At 53.4% G+C, this 15,366-nt stretch carries 15 protein-coding genes, 1 other RNA gene and 1 pseudogene; 9 read left to right on the forward strand and 8 right to left on the reverse strand.

What is annotated here, in order from left to right:
* Positions 1 to 42: 42 nt before the first annotated feature.
* Positions 43 to 1,371 carry an ATP-dependent RNA helicase SrmB gene (gene srmB / locus D781_RS16440; RefSeq protein WP_015673462.1) on the forward strand — a complete coding sequence of 443 codons (1,329 nt, stop codon included), beginning with the start codon at positions 43 to 45 and terminating at the stop codon, positions 1,369 to 1,371.
* Between the two features lie 41 nt (positions 1,372 to 1,412).
* Here srmB and D781_RS16445 read toward each other — a convergent pair whose 3' ends face one another.
* From D781_RS16445 to grcA, 4 genes and pseudogenes are all read right to left on the reverse strand, one after another.
* Positions 1,413 to 2,075 carry an ankyrin repeat domain-containing protein gene (locus D781_RS16445; RefSeq protein ID WP_343228818.1) on the reverse strand — a complete coding sequence of 221 codons (663 nt, stop codon included), beginning with the start codon at positions 2,073 to 2,075 and terminating at the stop codon, positions 1,413 to 1,415.
* A gap of 82 nt (positions 2,076 to 2,157) precedes the next feature.
* Positions 2,158 to 3,120 carry a DUF2974 domain-containing protein gene (locus tag D781_RS16450; protein WP_015673464.1) on the reverse strand — a complete coding sequence of 321 codons (963 nt, stop codon included), beginning with the start codon at positions 3,118 to 3,120 and terminating at the stop codon, positions 2,158 to 2,160.
* 123 nt (positions 3,121 to 3,243) lie between these two features.
* Positions 3,244 to 4,489: pseudogene (locus D781_RS16455) on the reverse strand (IS3 family transposase).
* Between the two features lie 105 nt (positions 4,490 to 4,594).
* A complete protein-coding gene (grcA, locus tag D781_RS16465; protein WP_015673465.1) occupies positions 4,595 to 4,978 on the reverse strand; it encodes an autonomous glycyl radical cofactor GrcA in 384 nt (127 codons plus the stop codon).
* Between the two features lie 348 nt (positions 4,979 to 5,326).
* Between grcA and ung the strand changes: the two genes are divergently transcribed.
* Positions 5,327 to 6,010: a uracil-DNA glycosylase gene (gene ung / locus D781_RS16470; protein ID WP_015673466.1), complete on the forward strand. Its 684-nt coding sequence runs from the start codon at positions 5,327 to 5,329 to the stop codon at positions 6,008 to 6,010.
* 65 nt (positions 6,011 to 6,075) lie between these two features.
* Here the strand turns inward: ung and grpE are convergent, their stop codons facing one another.
* Positions 6,076 to 6,642: a nucleotide exchange factor GrpE gene (gene grpE, locus D781_RS16475; RefSeq protein ID WP_015673467.1), complete on the reverse strand. Its 567-nt coding sequence runs from the start codon at positions 6,640 to 6,642 to the stop codon at positions 6,076 to 6,078.
* Positions 6,643 to 6,766: 124 nt separating this feature from the next.
* Here grpE and nadK point away from each other — a divergent pair, with 124 nt between their 5' ends.
* From nadK to bamE, 3 genes are all read left to right on the forward strand, one after another.
* Positions 6,767 to 7,645 (forward strand): NAD(+) kinase, encoded by an 879-nt coding sequence (gene nadK / locus D781_RS16480; RefSeq protein WP_015673468.1) that lies wholly within the window; start codon positions 6,767 to 6,769, stop codon positions 7,643 to 7,645.
* Between the two features lie 86 nt (positions 7,646 to 7,731).
* Entirely contained in the window at positions 7,732 to 9,393 is a 1,662-nt protein-coding gene (recN, locus tag D781_RS16485; RefSeq protein ID WP_015673469.1) for a DNA repair protein RecN, read from the forward strand.
* Between the two features lie 236 nt (positions 9,394 to 9,629).
* Entirely contained in the window at positions 9,630 to 9,971 is a 342-nt protein-coding gene (gene bamE / locus D781_RS16490; RefSeq protein WP_015673470.1) for an outer membrane protein assembly factor BamE, read from the forward strand.
* 105 nt (positions 9,972 to 10,076) lie between these two features.
* Here bamE and D781_RS16495 read toward each other — a convergent pair whose 3' ends face one another.
* Together D781_RS16495 and D781_RS16500 are read right to left on the reverse strand one after the other, a co-directional pair.
* The gene (locus D781_RS16495; protein WP_015673471.1) at positions 10,077 to 10,361 is read right to left on the reverse strand and encodes an RnfH family protein; all 285 of its coding nucleotides are present in this window, start codon (positions 10,359 to 10,361) and stop codon (positions 10,077 to 10,079) included.
* Entirely contained in the window at positions 10,354 to 10,788 is a 435-nt protein-coding gene (locus D781_RS16500) for a type II toxin-antitoxin system RatA family toxin (protein ID WP_015673472.1), read from the reverse strand. Before D781_RS16500 ends, D781_RS16495 begins: the two co-directional genes overlap by 8 nt.
* Before the next feature lie 161 nt (positions 10,789 to 10,949).
* On the opposite strand from D781_RS16500, the gene smpB reads away from it, so the two are divergent.
* The 4 genes from smpB to D781_RS22960 all read left to right on the forward strand — a co-directional run bounded on the left by smpB (position 10,950) and on the right by D781_RS22960 (position 14,132).
* Positions 10,950 to 11,432, forward strand: a complete 483-nt coding sequence (gene smpB, locus D781_RS16505; RefSeq protein WP_015673473.1) for an SsrA-binding protein SmpB — start codon at positions 10,950 to 10,952, stop codon at positions 11,430 to 11,432.
* Positions 11,433 to 11,482: 50 nt separating this feature from the next.
* Positions 11,483 to 11,846, forward strand: a transfer-messenger RNA (tmRNA) gene (gene ssrA / locus D781_RS22345).
* A 203-nt stretch (positions 11,847 to 12,049) separates the two neighbouring features.
* Positions 12,050 to 13,291 (forward strand): integrase, encoded by a 1,242-nt coding sequence (locus D781_RS16510; RefSeq protein ID WP_015673474.1) that lies wholly within the window; start codon positions 12,050 to 12,052, stop codon positions 13,289 to 13,291.
* A gap of 388 nt (positions 13,292 to 13,679) precedes the next feature.
* A complete protein-coding gene (locus D781_RS22960; protein WP_071823849.1) occupies positions 13,680 to 14,132 on the forward strand; it encodes a hypothetical protein in 453 nt (150 codons plus the stop codon).
* A gap of 33 nt (positions 14,133 to 14,165) precedes the next feature.
* On the opposite strand, the gene D781_RS22965 is transcribed toward D781_RS22960, so the two are convergent.
* The gene (locus tag D781_RS22965) at positions 14,166 to 15,365 is read right to left on the reverse strand and encodes a response regulator (RefSeq protein WP_015673475.1); all 1,200 of its coding nucleotides are present in this window, start codon (positions 15,363 to 15,365) and stop codon (positions 14,166 to 14,168) included.
* Between the last annotated feature and the right edge of the window lies 1 nt (position 15,366).

Raw genomic sequence — 15,366 nt, forward strand, 5'->3', positions numbered from 1 at the left:
GGCCAACCCGTCTATAATCGGCGCCCCAAGTAGAGGTAGACCATGACAGCAACCAATTTTTCCGAACTCGATCTCGATGAACGCCTGATCAACGCCCTGCGTGATAAAGGCTACGACCGCCCGACCGCTATTCAGGCCGAAGCCATCCCACCGGCGATGGACGGGCGCGACGTCTTGGGTTCGGCGCCGACCGGTACCGGTAAGACCGCCGCCTTCCTGCTGCCCGTGCTGCAGCATCTGTTGGACTTCCCTCGCAAGAAGTCCGGCCCGCCGCGCGTGTTAATCCTGACCCCGACGCGCGAACTGGCGATGCAGGTCGCCGATCAGGCGCGTGAGCTGGCGGCCCATACCTCACTGGATATCGCCACCATTACCGGCGGCGTGGCCTATATGAACCACGCGGAAGTCTTCAGCGAAAACCAGGATCTGGTGGTCGCCACCACCGGCCGCCTGCTGCAGTATATTAAAGAAGAGAACTTCGACTGCCGCGCGGTGGAAACGCTGATCCTGGATGAAGCCGACCGCATGCTGGACATGGGCTTCGCCCAGGATATTGAAACCATCTCCGCCGAAACGCGCTGGCGCAACCAGACCCTGCTGTTCTCCGCCACGCTGGAAGGCGAAGCCATCCGCGAATTCGCAGAGCGCATTCTGAACGAGCCGGTGGAAGTCGAAGCCGACCCTTCCCGCCGCGAGCGTAAAAAAATTCTGCAGTGGTACTACCGCGCTGACGACGTGCAGCATAAAACCGCCCTGCTGATCCATCTGCTGCAGCAGCCGGATGTGCAGAAGTCGGTCATTTTCGTGCGCAAGCGCGAGCGCGTGCATGAGCTGGCCACCTGGCTGCGGGAAGCGGGCATCAACACCTGCTATCTGGAAGGCGAAATGGTGCAGGCCAAGCGTAACGAAGCGGTGAAACGCATGATGGACGGCCGCGTCAACGTGCTGATCGCCACCGACGTCGCCGCCCGCGGTCTGGACATTCTGGACATCACCCACGTGTTCAACTTTGATATGCCGCGCACCGCCGATACCTATCTGCACCGTATCGGCCGCACCGGCCGCGCCGGCCGTAAAGGTACCGCAATTTCTCTGGTTGAGGCCCACGACCACCTGCTGCTGGGCAAGGTCGGCCGCTATCTGAATGAACCGCTGAAGGCGCGGGTGATTGACGAGCTGCGGCCGAAAACCCGCGTGCCAAGCGAAAAGAGCAACGGCAAGCCGTCCAAGAAAGTGCTGGCCAAGCGTGCGGCTGATAAGAACAAAGCCAAAAGCAAAGAGAAAGCCAAGGTGAAAGTTCGCCACCGCGAGGCGAAAAACGTCGGTAAACGCCGCCAGCCGAAAGGCACTCCGGCAGCCGACGGCGAATAACGCCATATAAAAAACCGCCTTCCGGCGGTTTTTTTATCTCCTCAGGATACGCGATAGCGCACCGCCAGCCGGTGCGCCTGCAGCCAGTCATCCAGCTGCTGACGCGCCTGACGCATGGCATCATTCTGCAGATGCCGCGGCGTCTGGGCGAAATAGGCCTGGAACGTCAGCCCCTGCTGGTTAACCGCCGCGGCGTCCGCGCCGTTTTGCAACAGCATCAGCGCCACCTGCGGCGCATTGATTCTGGCGGCGATATGCAGCGGCGTATCGCCGACCCGGTCGGCCAGGCGACTGTCAGCGGCGGCATCAAGCAATTGACGCACCTGCGTCGGCCGGCCAGCCAGCACCGCGGCGGCCAGCGGCGTGGCGCCGCTGACGGCATTGCGCACATCAATCACCGACGGCTGCTGCGCCAGCAGTTGCGCCAGATAACCGGCATCCGCCACCATCGCCGCAATATGCAGCGCGCTGTTGCCGTCCATGCCGGTTTGCGCCACGTCGGCACCAGCGTCCAGCAGAGCCTGCACGCTGCCCGGCTGCTGACGTAAGATCGCCCACTGCAGCTGCGTAATACCCTGTTCACCGCGCTCGCCAAGCGCCTGCGGCGTCGCCAGAGCGGCGATGCGCGCCGTATCGCCAGCGGCCACCGCCAGCGCCAGCGGCTGGCTGTCCAGACCGTTAAACGGCGTCGTTTGCTGATTCATCTGCTGCTCCCCGGCCCTGCCCGACAACGCCCATACCGCTAACGATATCAATAACATCAGTAATATCGGCCAGCGTACTCTGTCAGGCATTGGCCTGTGTCTCCCACGGTTTTTGTTCCATCATTGAATTAATCACCTTATCGATGCCATGCGCGGCAAGGCTGCGTTCCAGATGCTTGCTCGGCCGCCAGTCGTCAATACCGCTTAACGTATCATTATTTTCCAGAATGATGTGATGGCCGATAGCGTTCGGGATCAGCGATGTCGATTCCTGCGTTGACGTCAGCATGTCATATTGCTCGCTGTAGCGGCGAATACCGCCGGCTTCCGCATCCTGTCTGGCGGCTGCCGGATCGATGCCAAAGCGGTTCAGGGTATGATCGGATACGCCGGCGGCGTTAAAGGTGACCGCCGGCGTACCGGTGGCCAATGCGGCCGTGGCCGCCAGCCCGCCCCCCAGTGAGTGCCCGCTAATCACCAGCTGCTCGCCAAACGCCGCTTTGGCGCTTTTCGCCAGGGATACCGCCTGATTGTACTGCACGTCATCGTAACCCGTCGCCTGGCGCACATTGCTTAACCAGTCGCGCCAGTCATTGGTGCCGGCAAAGGCCAACACATACTGTTGCCCGTCATGATAGATGCCCGCCTGAAAGCCCGATGCCGTATCGTGCAGGCCGGCAGGCTCAATACCGGCGCTCAGCAACGCCGCATCGCTCAGACGGCTGAAATTTTCTGCCCCCTGCCCGTCCAGGCTGTAAACGTCCTTCGCCAGCAGCGCCAGCGTATAATCCCCCTGCTGCGGCGCCTGCCCGCGCGTCAGTCCGCTCTTGGCCGGCGCGGCGGCCACGGCGACGTCATTGACCAGCGAATGCAGCAGTTGCTGCGTTTGCCGGCTCTGTAACGACGTTGACGCCTGTGCCGCCGTGGGCAACCGCTCGGCTGCGGCAGGCTCCGCCGAAGCCGGGACTGTCGCGCTCCGCTCGGGAACCACTGGCAGGGATACGGCAGGCAACGCCGCCGAGGTAAAGCTTAAAGACATGCTCATGCCGACTCCTTGTCGATAGTTCAGTCATCGCGCTGAGTGCCAGCGCCAGATTAGCTATCGGCAGGTCGGAGCAGTTCTGTAATGCCAGAGTGTGATCCCGCTCTAAATTCTGATTGCCGGTGACTAGTCCTGATATAGGTTGACACTTTTCAGCCGGATAACGCCCGATGAACCTCATCGGGCGTTTTGTATTTCAGCGACAGGTGCGGCCGCTGTGTGTTGTAGATGTTCACCGACTCCCTGACCATCTTTTTTGCCTGTACGATGTCTTCTGGCCTGCCGAGCAGATATTCCGTTTTAAGTATCCCATTTACCCGTTCCGCCAGCGCATTCTGGTAACAGTCATACCCGTCCGTCATCGAGCAAGTGACACCATACCTTTGATGTAACGCCTGATATTCCTGCGAACAGTACTGGATACCCCTATCCGAGTGGTGCACCAGCGGCAACGTCGTGCGTCTGCCGGCCAGCGCCATTTTGAACGCGCAGGCGACGTGTCGGGTATGCAGACTGTCATGTACATGATACCCCACGATTTTTCTCGACCAGGCATCCGTTATCAGGCTGACATACGCCGTTCCCGTCCTCAGCGGCAGGTAGGTGATATCCGCCACCCACACCTGTTCCGGACGGCTGGCTATTACTTGATTGTCTCCTGCTTTCAGCAGGTTGGGATGGCGATAAAAACGATGATGGCTGTGCGTCGTCTTGTGATATGCCCGTTTAGGCATCACCAGTAACCGCGCGCAGCGCAGGATACTGAACAGCCGGTCGCGGCCCACATGCAACGCCGGTTCCGGGCGTTGCCGCAACAGGTGATGCAACTTACGCGTCCCCAGTCGGGGCTGATGCAAGCGGATAGCCGTTACCTGTGCGACGAGATGCCGGGCCTGCTCCTCTCTGCCTGCCTCTCGCTGCAGAGACTGATACCACGCTTGTCGGCTGATGCCCATCCATCGGCAGGCCCGCGTTACTGTGAGTCCCGGTACTTGTGTTTGCGCGATAAGGCGGTTAACTGCTTTTTTGTCAGCGTAGCACCAAAGTCGGTATTCATCACTTTGACGACGGCTTCGAAGAACTGGGCTTTGACTTCAGATTCAGCCAGTTGCTGCTCAAGTTCTTTAATTCGCTGTTCGGGCGTCAGGGGAAGTTTGGGCATGTTGCCTCCGCACTTTTGGGGGGAAGGAGAAGTCCGCCAGTCAAGTTGACCGTATTTGCGCAGCCAGTTCATGACGGTTGCGTTGCCTTGGATACCATAACGGTCTGCGGCCTGACGACAAGTCATTTCACCTTTTTCGACCTGTTCGACAACGGCTAACTTAAAGGATAGAGAGTAATCGCGTTGTGTGCGTTTAACATACTGGTTCATCACATTTTCCTCTGTACGTGAGTAAAATGTGTCAACGTTATTTAGGACGGGTCACGGGCATAAAAAAGGGGAGCCTAAGCTCCCCCGCTAAACCCGCGCCTCTAATTACAGGCTTTCGGTAAAGGTACGTGCAATCACGTCACGCTGCTGTTCCGGCGTCAGTGAGTTAAAGCGCACCGCATAGCCGGAAACGCGGATGGTCAGCTGCGGGTACTTTTCCGGATGCTTCACGGCGTCTTCCAGCGTTTCGCGACGCAGAACGTTAACGTTCAGGTGCTGACCGCCTTCAACGCGCACGGTTGGCTGCATTTCCATCGGGACTTCACGATACTCGATGGCGCCCAGTTCGCTGACCGGCACGATCTGGTCTTCGGCATAGTCGGCTTTGGCGCACACGCAGCGCGCTTCTGATTTTTCGTTATCCAGCAGCCAGAAAGAGTTCACCAGCGCCTGATTGTTTGCTTTGGTAATTTGAATACCGGTAATCATGTTATTGCCTCCGTACAAGGGCGAAAAACGATGTCATTGATGAACCAAATAAGGTTTGAGCCATCAACCATTTATCGTTCTGTATACCAGTCAGACCTCGGCAATTCCTTGATTAAAATCAATTTCCGTAAAAAGCCCCCATGCTAAAAATGGGTAAATTTATGTTTTACATCAAGATTTGCCCAACTGAAAGTCGCAATTATTTTTGTAAATTTTCAACAAAAACTACAATTCATACCGATGCCGCCGCAGGGCGACAGGGAATGTTAAATGCGGGTTTCGCTCCGTAAAGCTAAACGGTAAGCTATGCCCGATATGAATGACTAACAAAAACAAAGGAGAGCGTTAATGTCCACTCCCCTCACCTGGCATGACGTTATTGGCAAGGAGAAAGAGCAACCCTATTTTGTCGACACGCTCGCCTTTGTTGCCAATGAGCGTCAGGCCGGCAAAACCATCTATCCACCGCAAAAAGACGTGTTTAACGCCTTTCGCTTCACCGAACTGGCCGACGTTAAGGTAGTGATCCTCGGTCAGGATCCCTACCACGGTCCGAATCAGGCGCACGGGCTGTCATTTTCCGTGCTGCCCGGCGTGCCGGCGCCGCCGTCGCTGGTGAACATGTATAAAGAGCTGACAACAGATATTCCGGGCTTCGAGCGCCCCGATCACGGCTGCCTGCAAAGCTGGGCGGAACAGGGCGTACTGCTGCTCAACACCGTGCTGACGGTGGAAAGGGGACGCGCACACTCGCACGCCAATCTGGGCTGGGAAACATTTACCGACAAGGTGATCGCCGCGCTGAATGAGAACCGTGAAGGCGTCGTCTTTTTGCTGTGGGGATCGCACGCGCAGAAAAAGGGCAACTTTATCGACCGTCAGCGTCATCACGTGCTGAAAGCGCCGCATCCGTCGCCGCTTTCCGCCCACCGCGGCTTCTTTGGCTGCCGGCACTTCTCGCAGGCCAACCAACTGCTGGAGCAGCAGGGGCTGACGTCGATCGACTGGATGCCGCATTTACCGCAGCAGTAAGCCAGACGGCAAAAAGGCACCCTAAGGTGCCTTTTCTTTATCTATTGCATAACGCTATGCAACGATTATTTGGAAACGGCCACCATCGCCGGGCGCAGCAGACGGCCGTTGAGCGTGTAGCCTTTCTGCATCACCATCATCACCTGGTTAGGCTCATGGTCAGCAGACTCCATCAGGCTCATCGCCTGGTGCACATCCGGGTTGAACGGCACGTTTACGTCGCCGACGATTTCGATACCGTATTTGCGCACCACGTCCAGCAAGGACTTCAGCGTCAGTTCGATACCTTCAACCATCGCCGTCAATTCCGGATTATTGCGGTCCGCCAGCTCCAGCCCGCGTTCCAGGTTGTCGATCACCGGCAGCAGATCGGAAGAGAATTTCTCCAGGGCGAATTTATGCGCCTTTTCAATATCCTGCTCGGTACGACGACGAATGTTTTCTACTTCAGCCTTGGCACGCAGCAGGCTTTCGCGCTCGCGTTGCTGAGCGTCCGCCAGTTGGGCCTCCAGCTCGGCAATGCGCGCATCACGCAGATCGACACCTGCTTCCTGCTGCACGTCTTCGTGCTGAGCGTGTTCCATTTCTTCCGAGACTTGCTCGTTTGGCGTCTTGTGTTCTTTACTACTCATGAATATCTCCGCGTTTTAGCATTAATCCCGCAACTTGGCTTATTATGGGGATCAAAACCGGGGTTTCAAGTCAACCGGTCACAATGTAAGACATAATCTGGCCCCGGTGAGGGAAAACGCAACAATGAATAAAAAATTTAACTGCATTGGCATTGTTGGCCACCCGCGTCACCCATCGGCGCTGGCAACGCACGAGATGTTGTTCCACTGGCTGGTCGCCCGCGGGTATAACGTGATGGTTGAACAGCAAATCGCCAAGGACCTGGGGTTGAAAGAAGCCGTGACCGGCAGCCTGGCGGAGATCGGCCAGCAGGCTGACCTGGCGGTGGTAGTCGGCGGCGACGGCAATATGCTCGGCGCGGCGCGGGTGCTGGCGCGTTACGAGATTAAGGTCATCGGCGTCAACCGCGGCAACCTCGGCTTCCTGACCGATCTGGACCCGGATAATGCCCTGCAGCAGCTGGCCGACGTGCTGGAAGGCGAATACATCAACGAGCGACGCTTCCTGCTGGAAGCCATCGTCCAGCGCGGGCAGCAGCCTAGCCGCATCAGCACCGCCATCAATGAAGTGGTGCTGCACCCCGGCAAAGTGGCGCATATGATCGAGTTCGAAGTGTATATTGACGACCGCTTCGCCTTTTCCCAACGTTCCGACGGCCTGATTATCGCCACGCCGACCGGTTCCACCGCCTATTCGCTGTCCGCCGGCGGCCCGATACTGACGCCGTCGCTGGAGGCCATCGCGCTGGTGCCGATGTTCCCGCACACCCTCTCAGCCCGTCCGCTGGTGATCAACGGCGACAGCACCATTCGGCTGAAGTTTTCCCACGTCAGCAGCGATCTGGAGATCAGCTGCGACAGCCAGATCGCCCTGCCGATCCAGGAGGGAGAAGAAGTGCTCATTCGCCGCAGTGATTTCCATCTGAATCTTATTCACCCAAAGGATTACAACTATTTCAATACGTTAAGCACCAAACTCGGCTGGTCCAAAAAATTGTTCTAAAATCTTGCTCAGCTACTTTACTGTATATAAAACCAGTTTATACTGTATGAAATTACAGTTATGTGTTTATACACAGGAAGGTTCCCATGCTGTCGCAATTAACCATCAGCAATTTTGCTATCGTTCGTGAGTTGGAGATCGACTTTCAACCGGGTATGACGGCGATTACCGGTGAAACCGGCGCCGGTAAGTCGATTGCGATTGATGCCCTGGGGCTGTGTCTGGGCAACCGGGCCGACGGCAACGCGGTCCGGCTGGGCGCCTCCCGCGCCGACCTGTGCGCACGCTTCTCCCTGGCCGACACCCCTTCCGCCCGCGAGTGGCTGGAGCAAAACCATCTGGACGACGGCAACGAATGCCTGCTGCGCCGGACGATCGGCGCCGACGCTCGTTCGCGCGGCTTTATCAACGGCACCTCCGTCCCGCTGTCGCAGCTGCGGGAGCTGGGCCAGCGTCTGATTCAAATCCACGGCCAGCATGCGCATCAGCTGCTGCTGAAGCCGGACCACCAAAAATCACTGCTGGACGCCTACGCCGGCGAAGCGGCGCTGATGGCGGAGATGCGTCAGGCCTACCAGCGCTGGCACCAGAGCTGCCGCGAGCTGGCGCACCATCAGCAGCAGTCCATCGAACGCGAAGCGCGCAAGCAGCTGCTGCAGTACCAGTTGAAAGAGCTGAACGAGTTCGCGCCGCAGAGCGGCGAGTTTGAGCAGATCGACATCGAGTATAAACGCCTGGCCAACAGCGGCCAGCTGCTGACGCTCAGCCAGCAGGCGCTGCAGCTGCTGGCCGACAGCGACGAGCACAACATGCTGAGCCAGCTGCACAGCGTCAAACACCTGCTGCTGGAGCTGATCGGCATGGATGACAAACTGAGCGGCCTGCTGGATATGCTGGAAGAGGCGTCGATTCAAATCAGCGAGGCCGGCGACGAACTGCGTCACTACGCCGAACGTATGGATCTTGACCCCAACCGCCTGTATGAACTGGAACAGCGCATTTCACGCCAGATCGCTCTGGCGCGCAAACACCATGTCACGCCGGAAGAGCTGCCGACCCTGCATCAGCAACTGCTGGAAGAGCAGGAACTGCTGGCCCAGTATGAAAGCGACCACCAACAGCTGAACGACGCGGTAACCCAGCACCATCAGCAGGCCATGGCGCTGGCGGAACGTCTGCATCAGCAGCGGCAGCACTATGCTGCGGAACTCACCCTGCTGATTACCGACAGCATGCACGCGCTGTCGATGCCGCACGGCCAGTTCAGTATCGACGTGCACTTCGAGCCGGAACATCTGGGCGCCGAAGGGGCAAGCCGCGTTGAATTTTGCGTGTCCACCAACCCCGGCCAGCCGCTGCAGGCGCTGGCGAAGGTCGCCTCCGGCGGCGAGCTGTCGCGCATCGCGCTGGCGATTCAGGTGATCACCGCGCGTAAAATGGAGACGCCGGCGCTGATTTTCGATGAGGTAGACGTCGGCATCAGCGGCCCGACCGCCGCCATCGTCGGTCGCCTGCTGCGCCAGCTAGGCGAGTCCACCCAGGTGATGTGCGTGACCCACCTGCCGCAGGTCGCCGGCTGCGGGCATCAGCACTTCTTCGTCAGCAAACAGACCGACGGCACCGCGACGGAAACGCAGATGTCGCCGCTGGGTAAACGCGCGCGTCTGCAGGAACTGGCGCGCCTGCTGGGCGGCAGCGAAGTCACGCGGAATACGCTGGCTAACGCAAAAGAGCTGCTGGCCGCGTAAAAAACTCAACTTTTTCATATTCCCGCGGTCTGAATGTAGCACTGTAAACCTGAATGATTTCAACTTGCTGCATAGCGTCCGCCCGACGGGCCTGAAGGGCGGCGAAGTTCCGCCCCGCAGAGCAGGCATGCGCGGCTGTCGCCGCAGCCGCTTGAAAGTTGAAGGGTATAAAGGTTTCCAACTGCTGCAAGGTCTATTATCATCGGCATCCTATGCCCTAAAGGAATATGATTACTATGCGCTGTAAAATGCTGACTGCTGCCGCTGTGGTTCTTGTGATGCTGACTGCAGGCTGCTCGACTTTCGAAAAAATCGTTTATCGCCCTGATATCAATCAGGGGAACTACCTGACGGCCGCCGACGTGGGCAAAATCCACAAAGGCATGACTCAGCAGCAGGTTGCTTACACTCTGGGTACGCCAATGCTGCAAGACCCGTTTGGCACGCAGACCTGGTTCTACGTGTTCCGCCAACAGCCTGGCCATGAGAAGATCACCCAGCAAACGCTGACCCTGACCTTCGACAGCGCCGGCGTGTTGACGGATATTCAGAACAAACCGGCGCTGACCGGCAAGTAATTGCGGGCCGCCCGCCGGCCCATGCAAGAGGCGGTTAATCTTGTATGACAGTCACAGGCTGCAACTCGGCAGGTGAGGTTCAAAAAATAAGGCGCTCTCAGCGCCTTATTTTTTTGCTTTCTCCGCGCGTTGCCGACGCAATTCTTTCGGGTCGGCAATCAGCGGCCGGTAAATTTCCACCCGGTCGCCATCATTCAGCACATCACCCAGCTTAGCCGGACGGCTATAGATGCCGACCTTGTTGGTCGCCAAATCGATATCCTTGCGCAGCTCCAGCAGCCCGGAGGCCACGACCGCCTGTTCGACCGTACTGCCCGCCGCCAGCTTGACCTGGCGCAGATACTGGCGTTCCGGCAGCGCGTAAACCACCTCTACGCGGATCTCAGACACTGTAAACCTCTTTGGCGCGCTGGGTAAAAGCCTGCACCATATTGCTGGCCAGCTCTTTAAACACCTTGCCGAACGCCAGTTCGATCAGTTTATTGGTGAACTCAAAGTCCAGATGCAGTTCAACCTTGCACGCCTCCGGGCTGAGCGGCGTAAACTGCCAGCCGCCCATCAGCTTGCGGAACGGGCCATCGACCAGTTGCATGTTGATACGATGGTTATCCTGCAGCGTGTTACGCGTTGTAAAAGTTTTGCTGATACCAGCTTTGGCAACGTCCACGGCGGCGGTCATTTCACTGTCCGTCGCATTCAGCACCCGGCTGCCGGTGCAGCCCGGCAAGAACTCGGGATAGGCGTGAACATCGTTGACCAACTGGTACATCTGCGCAGCGCTAAACGGCACCAGCGCAGATCGACTAATCTGGGGCATATCATTTCCTGAGCAACATAAATCGCACAGATAATAACATTTATCTGGCGTCAGACAAAAAATCTGCTACGCGGGCCGCCGCCCGCCAACGCAAAAATTTGCGCATCCGTTGAACGCGAAAGGATTTCTTTCACCGCGGCATCCAGTATAATGAGCACCTTATGAAAAAGAAAAAAGCATACAAACCCGGCTCAGCCACCATTGCGCAGAACAAGCGCGCCCGCTACGAGTACTTCATTGAAGAAGAGCTTGAGGCCGGCCTGTCTCTGCAAGGGTGGGAAGTAAAATCACTGCGTGCTGGCAAAGCCAATATCAGTGACAGCTACGTGATGTTCCGTGACGGTGAAGCCTATCTGTTCGGCGCCACCATCACGCCGCTGAACGTGGCCTCATCACATGTGGTATGCGACCCAACGCGCTCCCGTAAACTGCTGCTGAAAAAACGCGAGCTGGACTCGCTGCTTGGCCGCGTCAACCGTGACGGTTACACCGTCGTCGCCCTTTCCATGTACTGGAAAAATGCCTGGAGCAAGCTGAAAATCGGCGTTGCCAAAGGTAAAAAAGAGCACGACAAGCGCGATAACATCAAAGATCGCGAATGGCAGACGGCGAAAGCCCGTATCATGAAGAACGCAAATCGTTAAGCCGCTGGCATAGCAGCGTAAACTTCTGATATACTGCCTGACAGTTACTTGGGGCTGATTCTGGATTCGACGGGATTTGCGAAGCCCAAGGAGCATGCCGAGGGGCGGTTGGCCTCGTAAAAAGCCGCAAAAAAATAGTCGCAAACGACGAAAACTACGCTTTAGCAGCTTAATAACCTGCTCAGAGCCCTCTCTCCCTAGCCTCCGCTCTTAGGACGGGGATCAAGAGAGGTCAAACCCAAAAGAGATCGCGTGGACGTCCTGCCTGGGGCTGAAGCGTTAAATCCAATCAGGCTAGTTTGTCAGTAGCGTGTCCATCCGCAGCTGGCCGGCGAATGTAAAGATTGGACTAAGCATGTAGTGCCGACGGTGTAGTAATTTCGGACGGGGGTTCAAATCCCCCCAGCTCCACCAAAATTCTCCATCGGTGATTACCAGAGTCATCCGATGAAGTCCTAAGAGCCCGCATGGCGCAAGCCCTGCGGGCTTTTTTGTGCCCTCAATTTGTCCCGCGAAGTCCGAAGAGAACTAATTAAATCCGAACCTTTTAGGCCCATTGATAGGCCCAACGAAAAGCTCTATTGTTTTCGTTGGGCCTAAACGCATGGAGACTCCCCATGGCAAGAAAAACCAAGCCGTTAACAGATACGGAAATCAAAGCCGCCAAACCTAAAGATGCCGATTACCAGTTGTATGATGGTGACGGGCTTACTCTGCTAATCAAGTCCAGCGGTAGCAAGCTCTGGCAGTTCCGTTACTATCGACCACTGACAAAGCAGCGAACCAAACAGAGCTTTGGTGCCTACCCTGCCGTCTCACTTTCTGATGCGCGTAAACTCAGAGCTGAATCTCGAGTTTTGTTGGCGAAAGACATTGATCCTCAGGAACATCAGAAAGAACAGGTAAGAAATTCTCAAGAGGCTAAAACCAACACTTTCCTGTTAGTTGCCGAGCGTTGGTGGAATGTGAAGAAAACCAGCGTAACAGAGGACTATGCCGACGATATCTGGCGCTCGCTTGAGAGAGATGTTTTCCCTGCAATCGGTGATATCAGTGTCACTGAGATTAAGGCTCATACTCTGGTTAAAGCAGTTCAGCCGGTTCAGGCTAGAGGGGCATTAGAGACTGTTCGCCGCCTTTGTCAGCGTATTAATGAAGTCATGATTTATGCGCAGAACACGGGCCTGATTGATGCGGTTCCCAGCGTAAACATCGGGAAAGCATTCGAGAAACCGCAAAAGAAAAACATGCCAAGCATCCACCCGGGGCAACTTCCACTATTAATGAAGACGATGCGGATGGCAAGTATCAGCCTGTCCACAAGATGCCTGTTTATGTGGCAGCTTCTCACCATCACCCGCCCTGCCGAAGCCGCTGAAGCTCGCTGGGATGAGATCGATTTTGATACTAGCGAATGGAAAATTCCAGCAGCCCGAATGAAGATGAACCGGGACCATACGGTTCCACTATCCAATGAGGCTCTCTCTATTCTGGAAATGATGAAGTCACTCAGTGGTGACCGAGAATTTATCTTTCCCAGTCGCATTAAGCCTACCCAGCCGATGAACAGCCAGACAGTGAATGCAGCCCTTAAGCGTGCTGGCTTAGGGGGCGTTCTCGTATCACACGGTTTACGTTCTATCGCTAGTACGGCACTCAATGAGGAAGGATTTCCTTCTGATGTCATTGAAGCAGCACTGGCGCATGTAGACAAAAATGAGGTACGTCGCGCTTACAACCGCAGTGATTACCTTGAGCAACGGCGACCGATGATGCAGTGGTGGGCTGATTTTGTAATGGCAGCAGACAATGAAAGTCAAATTGAACCTGGAATAAAAGGAATGAGGTTCGTTTTATGATCAAAAAAGTAAATCATAACTTGGGAGGTCTTAATTAAGTATATCTTTTTATATCAACCTTTATTTTTATGAATGCTTAATTGATATGCATTTGGCTTTTTCACAAAAATAAAAAAAATCTGGCACTTACTTTTTGAGAACCCATTAATTTAAATATTTTCATCAACAGTCACAAAAATTACGCAACTAATAAATAAAATGGTTACTAATAATGCAGCGCCAACATTAGAACTTGTCAAGCCCTTTTCAAAACATAGGAAAAATGTTATATTACATGCAATTTAAAACCATATAGTAGATCACTATGATCAACCATCAAACCGGATAAAAATATATTCCGTACATTAACCACACCATATCCTAATTATTAACCACTCGAAGGTGTATTATGACAGACTTTGATAAAGCAGCTAGTGAACATGCATGGCGTTATTTTGAGTTGCATGCACAACAGCGTATTGCGGTGTTTAATTTTTATATAGCCATTACAGGTTTATTGGCTGCTGGGATAGGTTTTTCTCTTCAACAAGAAGGGAAATACTTATATTTATGCTCTATTCTCGGTTTTTTTATGATTTTCATTAGCTTTATATTTTGGAAACTTGATCATAGAGTCTCGATGTTAATCAAAAATTCTGAAGCTGCACTGCATTTATTTGAAAGCAATTTCCAAAACCCACACTTCAGAATTTTAACAAAAGATAAAAATGATAAAAATTTGAATTCGTCCGCATTCTCAAACTGGTCATATGGTAAGTGTTTTAGGATAGCATTTATATTCGTAGGAAATATAGGACTGGTGTTTATTTTCATACCAATCATTATTTCTTTAACAAAATAAAATATTGCCGCGATAATAAGCGGCATTTTTAAATCATACAAAAAGATCGTTTTTTATAAAATTGAAAGTAAAGGCAGTACTTGTATAAGCCGCATATTTTTGCCAATCATTGTTTTTGTGCAAATTAGCAAAGTCACAAACAGATTTTATCACAATTACTTTAGCAGGTAACTCAGCCGCTATGTTAACGCTAGCCATGACACCATAGGCTTCCATCTCAACCGCTATAACATCCCGATTACTACTTTTTATTTTTTTTACTATATCTACATCTTCAATTACTGACGCTCCAGAAGCCATCGGCCCGACAATCAATTGTAATTCATGCTCAGGTCTTTTTGCGAGAATAAAATTATCATATATCTCATTTAAATATTTCCTTTCCATACTTAACCGCATCAACTTAGAGCGAAGCTTTGCGTCAAGACTAATTTGATGTGGAGATGGTAAATGCGATGAAACCCCATCGACTTTTGTTGATTTTCCGCTACCCCAATCCCATACAGGATCAGCTACTATAATATCGCCAAGATTTGTTTTACCTTCCACCCCCGCACAAATTCCAACCATAAAAATATAATCAGGATTAAATTTTAATTGTATCTTTGTAGTCATTGCTGAGGATGAGACCAACCCCATACGAGGTGCTGATACAGCTAATATACGTTTCTTTAATCCTTGATGAAGAATGATCTCCCCGACATGATAAATACTGGGATCGTTAGGAAACATCATAATTTGCCAATTTGCTGGATGTTCTAAAACAGATTGAAGTTCAGTATGTTCTAATGCAGTAATGATTACTATATCAATATTGACTAAATCAGCATTTTTTGTTGTCAATCTCTCAACAATTATTTTCTTGATTATTTCCTTTGATAGTTCTGAACAAAGGATGACCCATCCTTTCTCATAAAAAAAAGTTTTATGCTTCTCGTAAGAAGATATATGCGATGTAATTGCAACAATATGAGTAGGCTTATTTATTGATTCATGTACACCCACCATCTCTAATAAATTCACACCACCATCTTCTTCAATTGACTCGCCTAACGCACTAGGTAATTGTACATCTAAAAACAGGATGTCAAACTTTACTTCTGACATTTTTTTTAAAGCATCACTGGAATTACTACAATGTGTAATAACATCTGAACTAAGGCCAGCAGATTTAATACCTCCCGCTATAATTTGGACCTTTTCGTAAGAATCATCAACAATCAAAATGTTCATG

It is taken from the genome of Serratia sp. FGI94 (assembly GCF_000330865.1).
Taxonomy (GTDB): domain Bacteria; phylum Pseudomonadota; class Gammaproteobacteria; order Enterobacterales; family Enterobacteriaceae; genus Serratia_B; species Serratia_B rubidaea.

What these genes read in the sequence shown, in the direction of transcription:
- srmB (WP_015673462.1), top strand. Translation starts at nt 43, where the DNA reads ATGACAGCAACCAATTTTTCCGAACTCGATCTCGATGAACGCCTGATC.
- D781_RS16445 (WP_343228818.1), bottom strand. Translation starts at nt 2,075, where the DNA reads ATGAATCAGCAAACGACGCCGTTTAACGGTCTGGACAGCCAGCCGCTG.
- D781_RS16450 (WP_015673464.1), bottom strand. Translation starts at nt 3,120, where the DNA reads ATGAGCATGTCTTTAAGCTTTACCTCGGCGGCGTTGCCTGCCGTATCC.
- grcA (WP_015673465.1), bottom strand. Translation starts at nt 4,978, where the DNA reads ATGATTACCGGTATTCAAATTACCAAAGCAAACAATCAGGCGCTGGTG.
- ung (WP_015673466.1), top strand. Translation starts at nt 5,327, where the DNA reads ATGTCCACTCCCCTCACCTGGCATGACGTTATTGGCAAGGAGAAAGAG.
- grpE (WP_015673467.1), bottom strand. Translation starts at nt 6,642, where the DNA reads ATGAGTAGTAAAGAACACAAGACGCCAAACGAGCAAGTCTCGGAAGAA.
- nadK (WP_015673468.1), top strand. Translation starts at nt 6,767, where the DNA reads ATGAATAAAAAATTTAACTGCATTGGCATTGTTGGCCACCCGCGTCAC.
- recN (WP_015673469.1), top strand. Translation starts at nt 7,732, where the DNA reads ATGCTGTCGCAATTAACCATCAGCAATTTTGCTATCGTTCGTGAGTTG.
- bamE (WP_015673470.1), top strand. Translation starts at nt 9,630, where the DNA reads ATGCGCTGTAAAATGCTGACTGCTGCCGCTGTGGTTCTTGTGATGCTG.
- D781_RS16500 (WP_015673472.1), bottom strand. Translation starts at nt 10,788, where the DNA reads ATGCCCCAGATTAGTCGATCTGCGCTGGTGCCGTTTAGCGCTGCGCAG.
- smpB (WP_015673473.1), top strand. Translation starts at nt 10,950, where the DNA reads ATGAAAAAGAAAAAAGCATACAAACCCGGCTCAGCCACCATTGCGCAG.
- D781_RS16510 (WP_015673474.1), top strand. Translation starts at nt 12,050, where the DNA reads ATGGCAAGAAAAACCAAGCCGTTAACAGATACGGAAATCAAAGCCGCC.
- D781_RS22960 (WP_071823849.1), top strand. Translation starts at nt 13,680, where the DNA reads ATGACAGACTTTGATAAAGCAGCTAGTGAACATGCATGGCGTTATTTT.
- D781_RS22965 (WP_015673475.1), bottom strand. Translation starts at nt 15,365, where the DNA reads ATGAACATTTTGATTGTTGATGATTCTTACGAAAAGGTCCAAATTATA.